Source organism: Streptomyces sp. NPDC043878, assembly GCF_056435735.1.
In genome coordinates this window covers 146,721-165,501 of record NZ_JBWKDW010000013.1, presented here as the reverse complement: position 1 = coordinate 165,501, position 18,781 = coordinate 146,721, and the positions used below count along the sequence as shown (strand labels likewise).

The 18,781-nt window shown below is 74.0% G+C and carries 19 protein-coding genes; 12 read left to right on the top strand and 7 right to left on the bottom strand.

Going from position 1 to position 18,781, the window contains the following annotated elements:
- Positions 1-152: 152 nt before the first annotated feature.
- A complete protein-coding gene (locus AC07AZ_RS19795) occupies positions 153-788 on the bottom strand; it encodes a TIGR03085 family metal-binding protein (RefSeq protein ID WP_478849400.1) in 636 nt (211 codons plus the stop codon).
- Between the two features lie 138 nt (positions 789-926).
- On the opposite strand from AC07AZ_RS19795, the gene hisI reads away from it, so the two are divergent.
- From hisI to lgt, 11 genes are all read left to right on the top strand, one after another.
- A complete protein-coding gene (gene hisI, locus AC07AZ_RS19790; RefSeq protein WP_478849398.1) occupies positions 927-1,319 on the top strand; it encodes a phosphoribosyl-AMP cyclohydrolase in 393 nt (130 codons plus the stop codon).
- An 11-nt stretch (positions 1,320-1,330) separates the two neighbouring features.
- Positions 1,331-2,809: an anthranilate synthase component I gene (locus tag AC07AZ_RS19785; protein ID WP_478849396.1), complete on the top strand. Its 1,479-nt coding sequence runs from the start codon at positions 1,331-1,333 to the stop codon at positions 2,807-2,809.
- 83 nt (positions 2,810-2,892) lie between these two features.
- Positions 2,893-3,522: a TIGR02234 family membrane protein gene (locus tag AC07AZ_RS19780; RefSeq protein ID WP_478849394.1), complete on the top strand. Its 630-nt coding sequence runs from the start codon at positions 2,893-2,895 to the stop codon at positions 3,520-3,522.
- Positions 3,523-3,710: 188 nt separating this feature from the next.
- Positions 3,711-3,962, top strand: coding sequence for an HGxxPAAW family protein (locus tag AC07AZ_RS19775; RefSeq protein ID WP_356041622.1), 252 nt, complete (start codon positions 3,711-3,713; stop codon positions 3,960-3,962).
- A 343-nt stretch (positions 3,963-4,305) separates the two neighbouring features.
- Positions 4,306-4,698, top strand: coding sequence for a DUF2752 domain-containing protein (locus AC07AZ_RS19770; protein WP_478849555.1), 393 nt, complete (start codon positions 4,306-4,308; stop codon positions 4,696-4,698).
- 178 nt (positions 4,699-4,876) lie between these two features.
- Entirely contained in the window at positions 4,877-5,686 is an 810-nt protein-coding gene (trpC, locus tag AC07AZ_RS19765; protein WP_478849392.1) for an indole-3-glycerol phosphate synthase TrpC, read from the top strand.
- A 141-nt stretch (positions 5,687-5,827) separates the two neighbouring features.
- A complete protein-coding gene (gene trpM, locus AC07AZ_RS19760) occupies positions 5,828-6,046 on the top strand; it encodes a tryptophan biosynthesis modulator TrpM (protein WP_478849391.1) in 219 nt (72 codons plus the stop codon).
- Positions 6,047-6,101: 55 nt separating this feature from the next.
- Entirely contained in the window at positions 6,102-7,388 is a 1,287-nt protein-coding gene (gene trpB, locus AC07AZ_RS19755; RefSeq protein WP_478849389.1) for a tryptophan synthase subunit beta, read from the top strand.
- A complete protein-coding gene (gene trpA / locus AC07AZ_RS19750; RefSeq protein WP_478849387.1) occupies positions 7,385-8,203 on the top strand; it encodes a tryptophan synthase subunit alpha in 819 nt (272 codons plus the stop codon). Before trpB ends, trpA begins: the two co-directional genes overlap by 4 nt.
- A gap of 143 nt (positions 8,204-8,346) precedes the next feature.
- Complete coding sequence (locus AC07AZ_RS19745; protein ID WP_478849385.1) at positions 8,347-9,123, top strand: DsbA family protein; 777 nt, start codon at positions 8,347-8,349, stop codon at positions 9,121-9,123.
- A gap of 84 nt (positions 9,124-9,207) precedes the next feature.
- On the top strand, positions 9,208-10,308 hold the full coding sequence (gene lgt, locus AC07AZ_RS19740) for a prolipoprotein diacylglyceryl transferase (protein ID WP_478849383.1): 1,101 nt from the start codon (positions 9,208-9,210) through the stop codon (positions 10,306-10,308).
- 96 nt (positions 10,309-10,404) lie between these two features.
- Here the strand turns inward: lgt and AC07AZ_RS19735 are convergent, their stop codons facing one another.
- From AC07AZ_RS19735 to AC07AZ_RS19710, 6 genes are all read right to left on the bottom strand, one after another.
- On the bottom strand, positions 10,405-11,235 hold the full coding sequence (locus AC07AZ_RS19735; protein WP_478849381.1) for an HpcH/HpaI aldolase/citrate lyase family protein: 831 nt from the start codon (positions 11,233-11,235) through the stop codon (positions 10,405-10,407).
- 256 nt (positions 11,236-11,491) lie between these two features.
- The gene (locus AC07AZ_RS19730) at positions 11,492-12,706 is read right to left on the bottom strand and encodes a CaiB/BaiF CoA transferase family protein (RefSeq protein ID WP_478849379.1); all 1,215 of its coding nucleotides are present in this window, start codon (positions 12,704-12,706) and stop codon (positions 11,492-11,494) included.
- Between the two features lie 49 nt (positions 12,707-12,755).
- Positions 12,756-14,138, bottom strand: a complete 1,383-nt coding sequence (locus AC07AZ_RS19725) for an ADP-ribosylglycohydrolase family protein (RefSeq protein ID WP_478849377.1) — start codon at positions 14,136-14,138, stop codon at positions 12,756-12,758.
- Entirely contained in the window at positions 14,126-15,331 is a 1,206-nt protein-coding gene (locus AC07AZ_RS19720; protein ID WP_478849375.1) for an ADP-ribosylglycohydrolase family protein, read from the bottom strand. The genes AC07AZ_RS19725 and AC07AZ_RS19720 overlap by 13 nt, the downstream gene beginning before the upstream one ends.
- An 8-nt stretch (positions 15,332-15,339) precedes the next feature.
- Positions 15,340-16,455, bottom strand: coding sequence for an ADP-ribosylglycohydrolase family protein (locus tag AC07AZ_RS19715; protein WP_478849373.1), 1,116 nt, complete (start codon positions 16,453-16,455; stop codon positions 15,340-15,342).
- Positions 16,452-17,627, bottom strand: a complete 1,176-nt coding sequence (locus AC07AZ_RS19710) for an ADP-ribosylglycohydrolase family protein (protein WP_478849371.1) — start codon at positions 17,625-17,627, stop codon at positions 16,452-16,454. The genes AC07AZ_RS19715 and AC07AZ_RS19710 overlap by 4 nt, the downstream gene beginning before the upstream one ends.
- Before the next feature lie 282 nt (positions 17,628-17,909).
- Here AC07AZ_RS19710 and AC07AZ_RS19705 point away from each other — a divergent pair, with 282 nt between their 5' ends.
- A complete protein-coding gene (locus AC07AZ_RS19705) occupies positions 17,910-18,641 on the top strand; it encodes a VIT1/CCC1 transporter family protein (protein ID WP_478849369.1) in 732 nt (243 codons plus the stop codon).
- Positions 18,642-18,781: the final 140 nt, after the last annotated feature.

Here is an 18,781-nt window from a genome sequence, read left to right as displayed (position 1 = left end):
CCCGGCCTGGGTGCGTCCCGGCCTGGACCGGTGCCCACCCGGGCCGGTGCCCACCCGGGCCCGGGTCCGCGTCCGCTCACGCCCTCGGCTGCGTCAGCTGGATCAGGTTGCCCACCTTGATCACGACCGTCACGGTCCTCTCGGACGCCGGGTCAGATACCGAGCTGCTTGGCCTCGTGCAGCCTCGTGATGGCGTCCTTCTCGCCGTCCAGCTCGACGTCGGCCGCGCTCTGCCGGCCGTGCACGAACAGCAGCAGCTCCGAGGGCTCGCCGGTGACCGTCACCACCGGCGTGCCCCGGTGGGCGACCGCCGTCTCGCCGTTCGGGCGCCGCAGCACCAGACCCGTCGGGACACCGCGGCCCATCAGCCGCGCGGTGCGCTCCAGGCGGGACCACAGGGCGTCCTGGAAGACCGGGTCCAGTTCGCGCGGCGCCCAGTCGGGGCGGGCCCGCCGGACGTCCTCGGTGTGGACGTAGAACTCGACCGTGTTCGACAGCTCGTCGACCTGCTTGAGGGAGAACGGCGAGAAACGCGGCGGGCCCGTACGGATCAGCTGGATCAGCTCCCCGTACGGCTTCTCCGCGAACTCCGCCATCACCCGTTCGAGGCGGGCGGCGAGCGGCTTGATGAGGATGCCGCCGGCGGCGTCGGGCCGGCGTTCGCGCACCACCACGTGCGCGGCGAGGTCGCGGGTGAGCCAGCCCTCGCAGAGGGTCGGGGCCTCCGGGCCCTCGGCCTCCAACAGGTCGGCGAGCAGAAGTCGTTCACGCTTGGCGAAAGTCGACATGACAGCCAGCGTACGACCGCGTCCGCGCCACGCCCACCCGTCGCGCGGACGACGCGCCGCGCGGGGGCGTCGCGGGGCCACTTCCAACCGGTGGACGGTTCCGCGGGAGTGTCGGTGGCGCGCGGCACAATGGCACCCATGACCAGCACGCCCAAACCCAGCAGCCTCCACCCCGAGATCGCCGCGCGCCTCAGGCGCAGCGCCGACGGGCTCGTCCCCGCCATCGCCCAGCAGTACGACACCGGTGAGGTGCTCATGCTCGGCTGGATGGACGACGAGGCGCTGCACCGCACCCTGACGACCGGCCGCTGCACCTACTGGTCGCGCAGCCGTCAGGAGTACTGGGTGAAGGGCGACACCTCCGGCCACGTCCAGCACGTCAAGTCCGTCGCGCTGGACTGCGACGCCGACACCGTGCTCGTGCGCGTCGACCAGGTGGGCGCCGCCTGCCACACCGGGGACCGGACCTGCTTCGACGCCGACGTGCTGCTCAAGGACGCCGGTTCCGGCGCACCGGCCGCGGATCAGTAGGGTCAGCCGCCATGGATCTCGACACGTTCCGCAAGCTGGCCGGCGACCGACGGGTCGTCCCCGTCACCCGCAAGCTCCTCGCCGACGGCGACACCCCGGTCGGGCTGTACCGCAAGCTCGCCGCCGAGCGCCCCGGCACCTTCCTGCTGGAGTCCGCGGAGAACGGCCGTACCTGGTCCCGCTACTCCTTCGTGGGCGTCCGCTCGGCGGCCACCCTCACCGCACGCGACGGCCAGGCGCACTGGCTCGGCACCCCGCCCGTCGGCGTCCCGGTCGACGGTGACCCGCTCGCCGCCCTGCGCGCCACCATCGAGACCCTGCACACCCCCCACCAGGAGGGCCTGCCGCCGTTCACCGGCGGCATGGTCGGCTACCTCGGCTACGACATCGTGCGCCGCCTGGAGAAGATCGGCCCCGGCGAACGCGACGACCTGCGGCTCCCCGAGCTGACCATGCTGCTGACCAGCGACCTCGCCGTCATGGACCACTGGGAGGGCTCGGTCCTGCTGATCGCCAACGCGATCAACCACAACGACCTCGACACGGGCGTGGACGAGGCGTACGCCGACGCGGTGGCCCGGCTCGACGCCATGGAGGCGGACCTGTCCCGCCCGGTCACCCAGCCGCCCGCCGTACTCCCGCCCTCCGAACTGCCTCCGTACACGGCCCTGTGGGGCGGTGCCGACTTCCAGGCGGCCGTCGAGGACGTCAAGGAGCGCATCCGCGCGGGGGAGGCGTTCCAGGTCGTACCGTCGCAGCGCTTCGAGACGCCGTGCACGGCGAGCGCGCTGGACGTCTACCGCGTCCTCAGGGCGACCAACCCCTCGCCGTACATGTACCTGTTCCGCTTCGAGGGCTTCGACGTCGTCGGCTCGTCGCCGGAGGCCCTGGTCAAGGTCGAGGACGGACGGGCGATGGTCCACCCCATCGCCGGCACCCGGCACCGCGGGGCGACCCCGCAGGAGGACCAGGCCCTGGCCGACGAACTGCTCGCCGACCCCAAGGAGCGCGCCGAGCACCTGATGCTCGTCGACCTCGGCCGCAACGACCTCGGACGGGTCTGCGAGCCCGGCTCGGTCGAGGTCGTCGACTTCATGTCCGTCGAGCGGTACTCCCACGTCATGCACATCGTGTCGACGGTGACGGGCCGGGTCGCGCACGGCCGTACCGCCTTCGACGTGCTCACCGCCTGCTTCCCGGCGGGCACCCTGTCCGGCGCCCCCAAGCCCCGCGCGATGCAGATCATCGACGAACTGGAGCCGTCCCGGCGGGGGTTGTACGGCGGCTGCGTCGGCTATCTCGACTTCGCGGGCGACTCCGACACCGCCATCGCCATCCGCACCGCCCTGCTCCGGGACGGCACCGCCTACGTCCAGGCGGGCGCCGGCATCGTCGCCGACTCCGACCCGGTCGCCGAGGACACCGAGTGCCGCAACAAGGCGGCCGCGGTGCTCCGCGCGGTCCACACGGCCAACCGGCTGGGCGGGTAGAGCGTCCACCGTTCGAACAGTGGGGCGCTTATCACGTGAACCCCGGGTGCCGGTTCGCCCGGGGTTCAGGCGATAGTGGACTCGTGACTGCCGTACCGCACCCTCGTTCCGAAGCCGCGCCCGCCCAGGCCGGCCGCCGAAGTCTCGCCGTCGCCCTGCTGAGCGGAGCGCTCGGCGCGGCCGTGGCGCTGCTGGCCACCCGCCAGCAGTGGGCGCGGGGCACCGCCACGGTGGCCGGCGGTGACTTTCCGCTGACCGCCAGCGGCAGCGACGTCTCGGGCGTTCCCGCGGCCCTCGCCATAGTGGGCCTCGCCGCGCTCGTCGCCGTCTTCGCCGTCCGCAGGGCGGGCCGTTTCCTGGTCGCCGGTCTGCTCGCGCTCTCCGGCGCGGGCATCGTCGCCGCGGCCCTGCTCGGCGTCTCCGACAGCAGCGCCCTGGACGACAAGGCCGCGAAGGCGTCCGGGGACACCTCGGCCACCGTCGACGCGCTCACCCACACCGCCTGGCCCTACGTCGCGGTCGTCGGCGGCGTGCTGATCCTGCTCGCCGGGCTGCTCGCGCTGCGCTACGGCCGGCTGTGGCCCGCGATGTCGGGCCGCTACGAGCGCTCCGGCGCGCCCCGGCCGCGGCGCCGGGCGCCCGCCGTGCATCCCGACCGGCCCGAGGACATGTGGAAGGCGCTCGACCGCGGCGAGGACCCCACCGGCGCCTAGGCGTCCCGGGCGGTTCCCGCCGCCGGCGTCCCCCGGCGGGGCGCCTCGGACACGGCCCGGGGGACGCCGCCGTGGCGGAGTCGCCGTAGCGGAGTCCCGTACCCCCCGGACACCGCCCCCCGCCCGGGTGCGGGACAATGAGCACGAGCGTCCGGCTCAGACACGTACACAGCAACGAGGAGCAAGTCATGGCGGGCAGCAGCCACGGTCACACCCCGGCCGCCTGGACCGGTGTCATCATCGCCTTCATCGGCTTCTGCGTCGCGGGCGCCTTCATGGTGATGGCGTCCCCGGCGGGTTTCTGGGCGGGCATGGCGATCGTGGTCCTCGGCGGTGTCGTCGGCGGCATCATGCGCGCGATGGGCATGGGCATGCCGAAGGAGACCCACCCGGTGCACCAGGGCGCCGGCCAGCGTGAGCCCGCGGGCGCCGAGGGCTGAGAAGCCGTAGCGGCAGGTGTCAGGGGCGGTCCGGCAGGCGTGCCGGGCCGCCCTTTCACGCGCGCGGGCGGACCAGGTGCGAGTCGACACCGCCAGCCGTCCCTTCACGCGCGCGGTCCGGCAGGCGTGCCGGGCCGCCCTTCACGCGCGCGGGCGGGTCCGGTGCAGGCCGGCGCCGCCAGCCGCCCCCGCTGCCGCCCCTTCACGCGCGCGGGGCGGTCCGGCGGGGCACAATGCCAGCGTGAACGCCGACAGCGAGAGCGTGGGCGCCGACGGCCGGACCGCGCCGCCGTCCGGCGCGCGGAGTGCCGTCCCGGGCGGGACGACGGCCGGCGTCCGGGCCGTGGCGGAACGGCTGGCCGTGCCCGCGGGCATCCTCGCGGCCGTCGCCGGGGCCTTCGCCTACGTGGGGACCGTGGACCCCAACCAGCCCGGCCACTACCCGGCCTGCCCCCTGCTGCGCTTCACCGGGATCTACTGCCCCGGCTGCGGCGGCCTGCGCGGTGCTCACGCCCTGGTGCACGGCGACCTCGCGGGGGCCCTCACGGACAACGCCCTGGCCGTCGCGGGCTACGCCGTCTTCGCGGTGGTGTGGACCGTCTGGGTGGTCCGCTCGCTGCGCGGCCGGCCGCCGCGGATCGAACTCGGCCCCGTGCACCTGTGGAGCCTCGGCGCGTTGCTGCTGGTCTTCACCGTTGTCCGGAACCTGCCGTTCGGCGGCCGGCTGCACCCTTGATCAACTCACGAACGTCCAGGTGGTGGGACCGGCGTCAACCGGATGTGAGGGCTTCGCCTTCCTGCGGATACCATCGCAAGTGACCATCGGGTTTCGTCATCGGTTCGATTCGACGAGGTGGCCGGTGGCCGGAAGGCAACCGCTTTAACAGTCAACCGTCTGGAAGGGGGCCTCTCGCGTGAGTGTGCTCGACGAGATCATCGACGGCGTCCGTGCCGACCTCGCGGAACGGCAGGCGCGCGTCAGCCTCGACGAGCTCAAGGAGCGCGCGGCGAAGGCTCCCGCGGCCAAGGACGGGGTCGCCGCGCTGCGCGGCGAGGGCGTCAAGGTCATCTGCGAGGTCAAGCGTTCCAGCCCGTCCAAGGGTGCGCTGGCCGCCATCGCCGACCCCGCCCGGCTCGCCGCGGACTACGAGGCCGGCGGCGCGGCCGTCATCTCCGTGCTCACCGAGCAGCGCCGCTTCGGCGGCTCGCTGGCGGACCTGGAGGCGGTCCGCGCACGCGTGGACATTCCCGTGCTGCGCAAGGACTTCATCGTCACCTCGTACCAGCTGTGGGAGGCCCGGGCCTACGGCGCCGACCTCGCGCTGCTCATCGTCGCCGCCCTCGACCAGCCCGCGCTGGAGAGCCTGATCGAGCGCGCCGAGTCCATCGGGCTCACGCCGATCGTCGAGGTCCACGACGAGGACGAGGTCGACCGCGCGATGGACGCCGGCGCCAAGATCATCGGTGTCAACGCGCGTAACCTCAAGACCCTCGAGGTCGACCGCACGACGTTCGAGCGGCTGGCCCCCGAGATCCCCGCCCACCTCGTCAAGATCGCCGAGTCCGGGGTCCGCGGGCCGCACGACCTCATCGCCTACGCCAACGCCGGCGCCGACGCCGTCCTGGTCGGCGAGTCCCTCGTCACCGGCCGCGACCCCAAGTCCGCGGTCGCCGACCTGGTGGCGGCGGGCGAACACCCCGCACTGCGGCACGGCCGGGGCTGACCGGTGCCCCTCGCCGGCCGGGCCCTCCTCGCCGACCGTCCGGGCTCCGGCCCGGGCGGCGCGGCAGGGTGCCCGCGGCCGGCCGCCGGCCGGGACTCGGACGGCGACACGAGCGGCGGCACGCCGGTAGAGTCGCCCGCGATGTTCTCGATCACCATGACGACCAGGGACCCCTATGCCCGTCTCGCCCGCGGCTGCCGTCCGCGCGGCTGCCGGGCACCCGCGCGGCGGGTGCACGGGCGACGCGTGCGGTACGTCATCGGTGACGAGCCGGGCCAGGTCAACGGCATGCGATGGCGTTCCCCGGGGGGCGCGGGGAACCACGCGACCGACAGTCCCGGCCGGCCCGTCGCCGGCTGAGCACCCCCGCCCCCACGGCGACTGTTCTTCCACACACTCACCGTGAGGTTTCCGCATGCCCAGCGAGTTCTTCCTTCCCGACCCCGAGGGCCGGGTGCCCAGCGCCGAGGGCTACTTCGGCGCGTTCGGCGGCAAGTTCATCCCGGAGGCGCTCGTCGCCGCCGTGGACGAGGTCGCCGTCGAGTACGACAAGGCCAAGTCGGACCCCGAGTTCGCCCGCGAGCTCGACGACCTGCTCGTCCACTACACCGGCCGCCCCAGCAGCCTCACCGAGGTGCCGAGGTTCGCCGAACACGCCGGTGGCGCCCGGGTGTTCCTCAAGCGCGAGGACCTCAACCACACCGGCTCCCACAAGATCAACAACGTGCTCGGCCAGGCCCTCCTCACCCGGCGGATGGGCAAGACGCGCGTCATCGCGGAGACCGGCGCCGGCCAGCACGGCGTCGCCACCGCCACCGCCTGCGCCCTGTTCGGCCTCGAGTGCACCATCTACATGGGCGAGATCGACACGCGGCGCCAGGCGCTCAACGTGGCCCGGATGCGCATGCTCGGCGCCGAGGTCGTCGCCGTGAAGTCCGGCAGCCGCACCCTCAAGGACGCGATCAACGAGGCGTTCCGCGACTGGGTCGCCAACGTCGACCGCACCCACTACCTCTTCGGCACGGTGGCCGGACCGCACCCGTTCCCGGCCATGGTGCGCGACTTCCACCGCGTCATCGGCGTCGAGGCGCGCCGCCAGCTGCTGGAGCGCGCCGGCCGGCTGCCCGACGCCGCCGTCGCCTGCGTCGGCGGCGGCTCCAACGCCATCGGCCTCTTCCACGCGTTCATCCCGGACTCCGGCGTACGCCTGATCGGCTGCGAGCCCGCCGGACACGGGGTCGAGACCGGCGAGCACGCGGCCACCCTGACCGCGGGCGAGCCCGGCATCCTGCACGGCTCCCGTTCCTACGTCCTGCAGGACGACGAGGGCCAGATCACCGAGCCGTACTCCATCTCGGCCGGCCTGGACTACCCCGGCATCGGACCCGAGCACTCCTACCTCAAGGACACCGGCCGCGCCGAGTACCGCGCGGTCACCGACGACGCGGCCATGCAGGCCCTGCGCCTGCTGTCGCGCACCGAGGGCATCATCCCGGCCATCGAGAGCGCCCACGCGCTGGCCGGCGCCCTCGAAGTCGGCAGGGAGCTGGGCGGGGACGGGCTGATCGTGGTCAACCTGTCCGGCCGCGGCGACAAGGACATGGACACCGCCGCCCGCTACTTCGGGCTGTACGACACCGACGCCGAGGTCGCCGCCGACGCGGACGGCGACATCGCCGAGATCGAGGGAGACGCCAAGTGAGCGGGAACATCCGGCTGCTGAGCGACACCCTCGCCGCCGCCAGGGCGGAGGAACGCTCCGCCCTCATCGCCTACCTCCCGGCCGGCTTCCCGACCGTGGACGGCGGCATCGAGGCGATCAAGGCCGTCTTCGACGGCGGCGCCGACGTCGTCGAGGTGGGGCTGCCGCACAGCGACCCCGTCCTGGACGGCCCGGTCATCCAGACCGCCGACGACATCGCCCTGCGCGGCGGGGTCAGGATCGCCGACGTGCTGCGCACGGTCCGCGAGGCGTTCGACGCCACCGGCAAGCCGGTGCTCGTGATGACGTACTGGAACCCGGTCGACCGCTACGGCGTCGAGCGGTTCACCGCCGAACTGGCCGAGGCGGGCGGGGCCGGCTGCATCCTGCCCGACCTGCCCGTCCAGGAGTCGGCGCTGTGGCGGGAACACGCCGACAAGCACGGGCTCGCCACGGTCTTCGTGGTCGCGCCCAGCAGCAAGGACGAGCGGCTCGCCCGGATCACCGCGGCGGGCAGCGGCTTCGTGTACGCCGCCTCGCTGATGGGCGTCACCGGCACCCGCGCGTCGGTCGGCGCGCAGGCCCAGGACCTGGTGGAGCGCACCCGGGCCACGAACCCCGCGCTGCCGGTCTGCGTCGGACTCGGCGTGTCCGACGCGGCGCAGGCCGCCGAGGTCGCCGGCTTCGCCGACGGCGTGATCGTCGGCTCGGCCTTCGTGAAGCGGATGCTGGACGCCCCGGACCACGCGGCGGGGATCGAGGCGGTCCGCGCCCTCGCCGGCGACCTCGCGAAGGGCGTCCGCGGCCAGGTCTGACGGCGGGCGGAAACAGGCAGGAGAACAGGGCGCCCACGGGTGGCCGTCGCCCGGCATCGCGGGACGACGGCGGGCGGTCACTCGAACGGGTGGACCTGGGGCCGGGGAGGCGCGCTGCGCCTCCCCGGTTCGTTCTGCGGGGTGTGAGCGAGAAGAACCGTGAGGGAAAGCGCACCGCCCGTGAGCGGCTGGCGGTCGAGCGTGAGAAGCAGAAGTCCGCGCAGAAACGGCGGCGCGGACTGATCATCGGCGTGAGCGTCGTCGCAGTCCTCGGACTGGCGGCGGTGATCGGCGTGATCGCCGCCAACTCCGGCAAGGACGACGGCAGTGACTCGGCGGGCCCCGCCGTGGCACCGTCGGGGGCCAAGGGCAAGGACGCCCTCGCGATCCCGGTCGGCAAGGAGAGCGCCAGGTCGACGCTGACCGTCTGGGAGGACTTCCGCTGCCCGGCCTGCCAGGCATTCGAGACCGCGTACCGCCCGGTGATCCACGAACTGACGGACGCCGGACAGCTGAAGGTCGAGTACCACCTGGCGACCCTCATCGACGGCAACATGGGCGGCACCGGCTCCCGCAACGCGGCCAACGCCGCGGCCTGCGCACAGGACGCCGGGAAGTTCCCCGCCTTCCACGACGTGCTGTACGAGAACCAGCCGAAGGAGACCGACGACGCCTTCGCGCACAACAGCAAGCTCCTCGACCTCGCGGGCAAGGTCGACGGCCTGCTCACGCCGGTGTTCCGCCGCTGCGTGGCGGGCGGCACGCACAACAGCTGGGTGGCCAAGTCCCACCAGGCCTTCCAGGCGGGCGGGTTCAGCGGCACCCCGACGGTCCTGCTCGACGGCAGGAACATCTACCAGGACCGGACCATGACCCCGGCGAAGCTGAAGCAGCAGGTGCAGGAGGCCGCCAAGGGGTGAGCGGTTCCACCGTTCCCCCGTTATGGACCCGTAGCCGGGTGGCTTGCCGTGTGCCCCGCCCGGCAGGGTAGCGTCGACCCTGCCATGGACCTTTCCTTCATTCCCAGCCCTTCGCGCGGGGTGCTGTATCTCGGCCCCATTCCGCTGCGCGGCTACGCGTTCTGCATCATCATCGGTGTCTTCGTCGCGGTCTGGCTCGGCAACAAGCGCTGGATCGCCCGCGGCGGACGGGCCGGCACGGTGGCCGACATCGCTGTCTGGGCCGTGCCCTTCGGCCTCGTCGGCGGCCGGCTCTACCACGTGATCACGGACTACGAGCTGTACTTCAGCGCGGGCCGCGACTGGGTGGACGCCTTCAAGGTGTGGGAGGGCGGTCTCGGCATCTGGGGCGCGATCGCGCTCGGTGGACTCGGCGCCTGGATCGGCTGCCGGCGCCGGGGCATCCCGCTGCCCGCGTGGGCCGACGCCCTCGCCCCCGGTATCGCCCTCGCGCAGGCCATCGGCCGCTGGGGCAACTGGTTCAACCAGGAGCTGTACGGGAAGCCCACCGATCTGCCGTGGGCGCTGAAGATCACCTCCTCGACGGACGGCCGGGTGCCGGGCACCTACCACCCGACGTTCCTGTACGAGTCCCTGTGGTGCGTGGGTGTCGCGCTGCTCGTCATCTGGGCCGACCGCCGCTTCAGGCTGGGCCACGGGCGGGCGTTCGCGCTGTACGTCGCCGCCTACTGCGTGGGCCGCGCGTGGATCGAGTACCTGCGCGTCGACGACGCCCACCACATCCTCGGCCTGCGGCTCAACGACTGGACCGCGCTGATCGTGTTCGTCCTCGCGGTGACGTACATCGTGCTGTCCGCGAAGAAGCGCCCGGGCCGCGAAGTCGTCGTGGAGCCGGGTGCTCCTGACGGCGACACGGAGCCCGGAGCGGAGGCCGGGGACGAGGCGGAGGCCGAGGACGAGGACAAGGACGAGGACCGGGACCAGGTCAGGGGCGCGACGAAGGACACGGCCAAGGACACGGCCGAGTCCGGCGCCGATCCCGCCTCCGGTGCCCGGTCCCGGTCCAAGGCCCCGGACCGGCGGAAGGACCCGCTGCCGGGCACCGACGCGGAGGCACCCGCGGAGGAAGCGGAGCACACCGGCGAAGAGGCCAGGGACGAGGCCGGGTCGGCGAAGAAGAGCTGACGGCACGTTCACACCGATGGGGGCGCCCGGGAGAGGAATCCCGGGCGCCCCCATCGGTGTGAACACCCTCCGGCAGCCGCGGCGACGTCCGCGGCCTCAGCGTCTGCGGGCCAGGGACAGTGTCCGCCGGGCCGCGGCGACCACCGCCGCGTCGACGAAGCGCCCGTCCGGCAGCGCATGGGCGCCCTGGTCGCGCGTCGCGGCCTTCACGATCGACTCCGCCTGCTCGATCTCCCGCTCCGTGGGCAGGTAGGACCGCTCGATGACGGGGAGCTGGCACGGGTGGATGGCGGCCCGGCCGAGGAAGCCCAGGGCGCGGCCGTGCGCGCAGGACGCGGCGAGGCCCGCCAGGTCACGGATGTCGGGATGGACCGACTGGGACGGCGGGGCCAGACCGGCCGCCCTGGCCGCCACGACGATCCGGGAACGGGCCCAGTCGAGTCCCGTCTCCTCCCGTACGCCCAGGTCGGCCCGCAGGTCGGCCTCGCCGAGCGCGATGCCCCGCAGAGCAGGGTGGGCGGAGGCGATCGCGTAGGCGTGTTCGACGCCCAGGGCCGATTCGACGAGGGCGTACAGCGGGGGTGTCCCGTCGGCGGCACCGGCGGTGGCGCGCGCGACGCGGAGGATCTGCCCGGCTGTCGTCACCTTCGGCAGGCGAAGCCCGGACACCCCCGGGAGGCCGGCCATCGCCGTCAGGTCGCCGGCCCCCAGCGGACCGTCCAGCGCGTTCACCCGCACGTGGACCGGGACGGGCTGCGGCTGGGCGAGGAGTTCGGCGGTGGCCGCGCGCGCGTACTCCTTCCGGTCGGGGGCGACGGCGTCCTCCAGGTCGATGACGACGACGTCCGCGCCGGCGCCGAGCGCCTTGACGGCCAGGGCCGGCCGGTCGCCCGGTGCGTACAGCCAGGTCAGGGCAGCGGGGGTCATGTGGCTCCCGGTGCGCGGAGGGGGGCCGGCCCGGCGGGTGTGGCCGGGTGCTGCCGGGGCCGTGCCGTCGGGTGTGCGGTGACGCCGGCCGGGTGCTCGCGTGGGGTGTTCGGTGGCGGGGGCGGGCCGGGCGGAGTCGTGGACGTGTCGGTGGGGGTCGTAGCGCGGGGCCGGGTGCACGGGGTGGGTTGTGGGGCGGCGGGTGTCGTCGGGTGCGCGGTGTCGGCCCGCGGGGGGCCGGTGAGCGGGTGCCGGGTCACAGCGCTCCCTCGGTGCGCAGGGCGGCCAGGTCGGAGGCGGTCAGGCCGAGTTCGGTCAGGACCGCGTCGGTGTCCGCGCCGTGCGGGCGGCCCGCCCAGCGGATCGCGCCCGGTGTCGCGGAGAGCCGGAAGAGGACGTTCTGCATGCGCAGCGGGCCCAGTTCGGGGTCTTCGACGGTGGTGACGGTGTCGAGGGCCTGGTACTGAGGGTCCGTCATGACCTCCCGCACGTCCTGGATCGGGGCCACCGCGGCCTCCGCCTTCTCGAAGGCCGAGAGGACCTCCTCCCGGGTGCGCCGGGCGATCCAGGTGCCGACCGCCTCGTCCAGGATGTCGCTGTGGGCGGCCCGTTCGGCGCCCGTCCCGAACCAGGGTGCGTCGACCAGCTCGGGGCGGCCCACCAGGTGCATCACGCGTTCCGCCACCGACTGGGCGGACGTGGACACCGCCACCCAGCCGCCGTCGGCGGTCCGGTAGGTGTTGCGCGGGGCGTTGTTCTGGGAGCGGTTGCCGGTGCGGGGCTGGACGTGGCCGAGCTGGTCGTACCAGGTGGGCTGCGGGCCGAGGACGGTCAGGATCGGCTCGATGATCGCCATGTCGACGACCTGGCCCTCACCGGTGTGTTCACGGGCGGTGAGGGCCGTCATGACGGCGTAGGCCGTGGTGATGCCCGCGATGGAGTCGGCCAGGCCGAACGGCGGGAGGGTCGGGGGCGCGTCCGGTTCCCCGGTGATCGCGGCGAAGCCGCTCATCGCCTCCGCCAGGGTGCCGAACCCGGGGCGGTGCGCGTACGGGCCGAACTGGCCGAAGCCGGTGACCCGGGCGAGGACCAGGCGCGGGTTGACGGCGGAGAGCTCCGGCCAGCCCAGGTCCCATTTCTCCAGCGTGCCCGGCCGGAAGTTCTCGACGATCACGTCGGCCGTCGCCGCCAGCCGCAGCAGGGTCGCCCGGCCGCCCCGGGTCGACAGGTCGAGGGTGATGGTGCGCTTGTTGCGGCCCAGCAGTTTCCACCACAGACCCACCCCGTCCTTCGAGGGGCCGTGGCCGCGGGAGGGGTCCGGCTGCCTGGGGTGCTCGACCTTGATGACCTCGGCGCCGAAGTCGCCGAGCAGGGTGGCGCAGAGCGGGCCGGCGAAGAGGGTGGCGAGGTCGAGGACGCGGAGGCCGGTCAGCGGCGGCCGGCCGGGGGGTCGGCGGGTCACGCGGGGCACCGCGCGGCGACCAGGTGCGGGTGCGTGCTGCCGGGCACGGCGGTGTGCGTCATGGGCGGGGTGCCTCCAGCGGGACGAGGGCGTGGGTGAGGTGGGCCAGCGTGTCGAAGCCGACGCCGTCGAAGTCGCCGACGCTGGTCGACAGGCGGTTCTTGAGGGGCGCCGTCCACCGGTCGGGCAGGGCGGAGGGGGCGCCGGCGAGGAGACCGGCGACGCTTCCGGCGGTGGCGCCGTTGGAGTCGGTGTCCCAGCCGCCGGACACGGCACGGCAGACGGAGCCGGTGAAGTCACCGTCCGCGTGGGTGAGGGCGGCGGCGATGAGCGCGGTGTTGGGGACGGCGTGGACCCAGTGGTGGGTGGCCGCGTAGGTGGCGTGCAGCGCGTCGACCACGGCGTCGAAGTCCTCGTGGGCCGCGGCGGTCCGGACGGCGTGGCGGACGGCCCGGGCGAGCCGGGAGGCGGGCGGTACGACGGTCAGGCCGGTGCGCAGGCACGCGTGGACGTCGTTCGTTCCGGTGGTGGCGGCGGCGATCACGGCCGCCGTGAACATCGCCGCGTGCACACCGCTGCCGGTGTGCGTGAGAGTGGCGTCCCGGTGGGCCTGTTCCGCGGCGGCAGCCGGGTCGCCGGGGTTGGTCCAGCCGTGGATGTCGGCGCGGATCAGGGCGCCGATCCATTCCCGGAACGGGTTGCGGTGGCGGGCCGTGTGCGGCGGCTCCAGGCCGCACAGCAGGTTGCGGTAGGCGACACGTTCGGCGGTGAACGTGCGGCCGGCGGGGAGTTGACCGAGCCAGACCTCCGCCACGTCCTCGGTGCGGAAGTCCCGGCCGTGGCGTTGCAGCAGGAGCAGGTTCACCAGCGGGTAGTTGAGGTCGTCGTCCTCCGGCATGCCGTCGATGTTCTCGGCGAGGGAGGTGGACGCGGAACGGCGGTTCCACGGGTACTCGCCGAGCAGCCGGGGTGGCACCCCGCGGGCCGTGAAGTACGTGTTCAGGGGCCAGTTGCCGGTGGCCGCGGCGAGTCGGCGGATGCCCTCCAGGGGGAGCTTCTCGACGGGTTTGCCCAGCAGGCAGCCGACCGCGCGGCCCAGCCAGGCGGCCTCCAGGCGCGGCGCGGTGGGAGAGGCGGGCGGCCCGGCGGGCGGTGCCGGCCAGTCGGGGCACAGGGCCCTGATCGCCGGCAGGTCCGTCGGCTCACCGTCCGTCGACCCGCTGGGCAGGTCGCCCAGTTCGTCGAGCAGGTCCTCCGCGAGCAGCCGCAGGTACCGGGACACCGGGTGCGGTGACGCGCCCGCCCGCAGCGGGGCCTCGCCGCCGCCGCCGGCCGCCCGCCAGCGCGCCGCGACCGCCGAGTGTTCACGGCCGTCCAGTGCCGCCTGCCGCAGCTCGTGGCCCAGCAGGTCCTCCGGCTGTACCCAGGTCAGTCGGAGCATCGCGTGCCTCCCGTCGCGGGGTCCGCCGGCCGCGGGCCGCCGAGTGCGGTGAACGCCGCCTCGTGGGCGCGGCGGCGGCTCGTGTCACGGGTGAAGACCTCGCGGGTCACCTCGGTGAGTGTCCTGGCCGGCTGCCACAGGTCCAGCCGGCTGGCGTCCGCGACCGTCGTGGCCCACTCCTTCGGGACCGGTGAGCCCAGGGCGCCCGCGAGCGCGCCCGCCATCGTGGCGATCGAGTCGCAGTCGCGGCCGTAGTTGACCGCGCCCAGCACCGCGTGCCGGTAGTCGCCGCGCGCGACCAGCAACATGCCGAGCGCCACCGGGAGTTCCTCGATGGTGTGCAGGCGGGAGGGGCGGCGGGCGGCCAGGGAGGGCGCGCGGTAGTCGGGGCCCACCGTGTCGTAGGGGGCCACCGCCTGCCGCAGCGGCGCGAGCGCCGACTCGAAGTCCGTGTACCGGCCTGCCACTTCGCAGACCTTCTCGACCGCCGTCCGGGTGCCGTCCTTCGCCAGTGACAGACACGCGGTCACCACCGCGTCGGGGGTGGCGCCGGGCGCGCTCGCCGCGGCCACCGCCGCCGCGAACACGGCCGCCGCCTCACGGCCGTACGAGGACTGGTGCGCGCCGGCGACGTCCAGTGCCTCGGCGTACGCGCCCGCCGGATGGGCCGCGTTGACCAGGCCGACCGGCGCCATGTACATCGCCGCACCGCAGTTGACGATGTTGCCGACGCCGGCCTCGCGGGGGTCGGCGTGCCCGTAGTGGAGCCGGGCCACCAGCCACTTCTCCGCCAGGAAGATCCGGTGCAGCGGGAGCGCCTCCGACTCCAGCTCGGGGATCCAGCGGGGTGTGGTCATCAGGTCCGGGACCAGGTGGTCGGCGATCGCGTACGCGTCCAGGTGGTCGCGGACCCGGGCGTACACCCGTACCAGCGCGTGCGTCATCAGGGTGTCGTCGGTGACGTGGCCGTCGCCCTTGTGGTACGGCGCGACGGGCCGCGCGGTGCGCCAGGCGTCGCCGTTCCAGGGGCCGACCACGCCGTGCACACGACCGCCGTGCCGTTCCAGGATCTGCTCGGGGGAGTAGCCCTCGACGGGACCGCCCAGCGCGTCGCCGACGGCGGCTCCGACGAGCGCTCCGGTGATCCGCTCCTCCAGGCTGTCCGCCCGGGTTTCTTCGCTTTTGAGCGTCATGGCCGGAATCATCCTCCTGGTGTGGCCGGTTGTGTGGCTTCCAGGAGTCCGGCGAGTTCCACCAGGTCCGTTCCGGTGAGCCGGGGGAGTGCGCAGCCCGAGAGGGTGCGGCAGGTGTCCCGCCAGGACGCGGGGATCGACTCGCCGCCGCCGAGCGCGCCGGTCAGGGCGCCCGCCAGCGCCGGGGCGGAGTCCGCGACCCGGGACAGACAGGCGGCCGCGGGGACCGCCTCCGCGATCCGGCCGCCGGCCGCGACGGCCAGGGCCAGGGCGACCGGGACCGTCTCGGCGGCGGCGATTCCGTAGCTGTAGACGTGGTCGACGATGGTGTGTTCCAGCAGGGGGACCGCGGCGAAGGCGCTGTCCGCGTCGAGCGCCAGCTTCAGGGCCTCGCGGGCGTTGCGCCCGATCTCCGTCCCCTCGGGCAGCTCGGTGAGGGCCGCCGCCACGCACTCCTCCACCTGTGCCCCGGCGAGGGCGCGGGCGAGTGCGGCGGCCATCGCACGCGCGCCGTGCACCCCGTCGCCGTCCTGGGTGTAGCGGGCGTCGAACTCGGCCAGTTCGGCGGCGAGTCGGGGGTCGCCCGGGTGCGCGACGGCGAGCACGCAGGCCCGTACGCAGGCCGCGTCGTCGAAGTAGTGCGGGTTGTCGTGGCCGGTGGCGGGCGGGCGCAGGCCGGTGGCGAGGTTGCCGAGACCGGCGCGGACCGAGATGCGGGCGCGCATCGGCAGCACCGCCGACTCGATCTCGGGGGCGCGTTCGGCCGCCGCGGCCACCTCGCTGGCCAGGGCGTTCCAGGTCAGGTCGATCGCGGCGCGGGTCCTGCGCTCGCGGCTCAGGTCTCCGAGGACGCAGTCGTTGCCGGCCAGCAGCAGGGCCTCGGCGGAGAACACCGCCCACTCGGCGTCGTCGGAGGGACCGAGGCGCAGTGGTTCGGGCGGCTGGTTCAGCGCGATGGGCACGGGCAGCGTGGTCGTCGCGTTCTGCTCCGCGAAGGTGTCCAGTTCCCGGGTGAGGCGGCGGGTCCACTCGGGCATCCGCGCGGCCCGGTGCCGTGCGGCGGGCCAGCCGGCCGCGTCGCCCGCCGCGAGCCCCAGCAGGAGCCCCTCGACGCGGCGCGTCACGGCTGCGCCTCGGCGTCGTCCGCGGTCAGTACATAGGCGGCCGGGTCGGGCGGCGGCCACGCGTCCCGCCGTACGAGTTCCTCCCGCCGTACGCGTTCCTCGTGCCGTTCGGGACGCTCACGCCGTACGGCGTCGGGGGTGGTCGTGTTCGCGCCCCACTTGGCGCTCTCGTCGGGCGTGAGGAGTTCGGCGACGTCCAGGATGTGGTGGCCGGTCATGGAGGGCAGGCAGCTGCCGCGGGTCGGGCCGATGGCGGCGGCCCAGTCCGCGGGGATCGCCGAGAAGCCCTGCGTCGCGCCGGCCAGGGCGCCCGCCACCGCCGCCGTGGTGTCGGCGTCGCGGCCCATGTTCACCGCGCTCAGGACGGCCTCCCGGAAGTCGCCGTCGGCGGCGGCGTACGCGCCGAAGGCGAGGGCGACGGCCTCGGGGGCCAGGTCGGTCCAGGGGTAGCCGCCGATGACGACGGCGGAGCGGACCGCGCGTTCGCCGAGGTGGGCGACCGCCACGGCCCGGCGCAGTGAGCGGGCCGTCCACGAGTCGTCGGGGACGACCGCGAGGGCCGAGGCCACGACCGCCACGGTCGGGGCGCCCGCCATGGCCGCCGCGACACCCGCGGCGACCGCCTGTCCGCCGTAGATGCCCTCGCCCTCGTGGCTCACCGAGCCGTCGATGGCCACCAGCCGGGCCGCCTCGGCGGGGCGGCCGGCCGCGAACACGCCGAAGGGCGCGGCCCGCATGGCCAGGCCGTCGCTCCAGGCGTGCCGGTGCTGGGCGGAGATGGGGGCGGCGAGGCCGCGGCGCAGGTTCTCCAGCGTGCCGCGCTCGCTGAAACCCGCCCCCCGGAAGCGGCCCTCGTCGCGGTCGGCGATCCACTCGTGCCAGGCCGCCTCGACGTGGGCCGTGGTCAGCGCGGAGCCGTGCCGGGCCAGCAGGAGTCCGGAGAAGATCGCGTACTCGGTGTCGTCGGTGCCCGCGGGGTGCTCGGCGACGTACCCGGTGATACGGCCCCAGCGGGCGCGGATCTCGGAGGGCTTCAGGTTCTCCGCCGGTGCTCCGAGGGCGTCTCCGACGGCGAGTCCCAGCAGCGCGCCGCGGGCCCGCTCGCGGAGGCCGGCGGCGTTCCCGGGGGGCCCGAGTGGGGAACCGGAGGGAATGCAGGCGATCGATGCCATACGCGGCGTCTCCTCTCAAGGGCGCCTGTGCAGGCGTCTCAAGGGTGTGGACCCCCTTGCGGAACTGTCCCCGGTGCCGTGTTCGCCGCAGCCTCGCGCGCCCCGGTTCACCCGGTCGACATCTGTGCGCGCTCTACATCGGATGAGCGCCAGGTGGTAAAGCCGCAGGTTAGCCGAGCCTTTCCTTGCTGGCGGGAAGGAATGACGGGGCGTAGGTTGTGTGTTGTAAAAAAGTAGAACTCGTCCAAACTTAGCTTTGCCTAAGCTTTCCTGGGGGACCGGATGGCCATCATCGAGACCGAAGCCGCGCTGCACGAGGCGCACCGCGACAACCACACCCACCGCGACGTGACCGGCGGCTGGCTGCGCCCCGCCGTCTTCGGCGCGATGGACGGCCTGGTCTCCAACCTCGCCCTGATGACCGGTGTCGCGGGCGGTTCGGTCGGTCACCAGACCCTGGTCATCACCGGGCTCGCCGGCCTGGCCGCCGGCGCCTTCTCGATGGCCGCCGGCGAGTACACCTCCGTGGCCTCCCAGCGTGAACTGGTCGAGGCCGAACTGGACGTGGAGCGGCGGGAGCTGAAGAGGCACCCCCAGGACGAGGAGGCCGAACTCGCCGCCCTCTACCAGGCGCGTGGCGTGGAGCCCGCGCTCGCCCGCGAAGTGGCCCGGCAGCTGTCGCAGGACCCGGAGCAGGCCCTGGAGATCCACGCCCGCGAGGAGCTCGGCATCGACCCGGGCGACCTGCCCTCGCCGCTGGTCGCGGCCGTGTCCTCCTTCGGCGCCTTCGCGCTGGGCGCGCTGCTCCCGGTGCTGCCGTACCTGCTGGGCGCGACCGCGCTGTGGCCCGCGGTGCTGCTGGCGCTGTTCGGGCTCTTCGCCTGCGGCGCCGTGGTAGCCAGGGTGACCGCGCGCAGCTGGTGGTTCAGCGGGCTGCGGCAGCTCGCCCTCGGCGGTGCGGCGGCCGGTGTGACGTACGCCCTCGGCGGTCTGTTCGGAACCGCCGTAGGATAGCGCGGCCAGGAATTATGCGGAGGGCCGCATAAGTAGCCGTTACTCGCGGGTTTCGAACGGTTAACCACCGGGCATGAGCCGTAAGCACTGTGGGCAATGAGGCCTGCCGCGCATCCGCGGGACGGGCGACGACGTCCTTC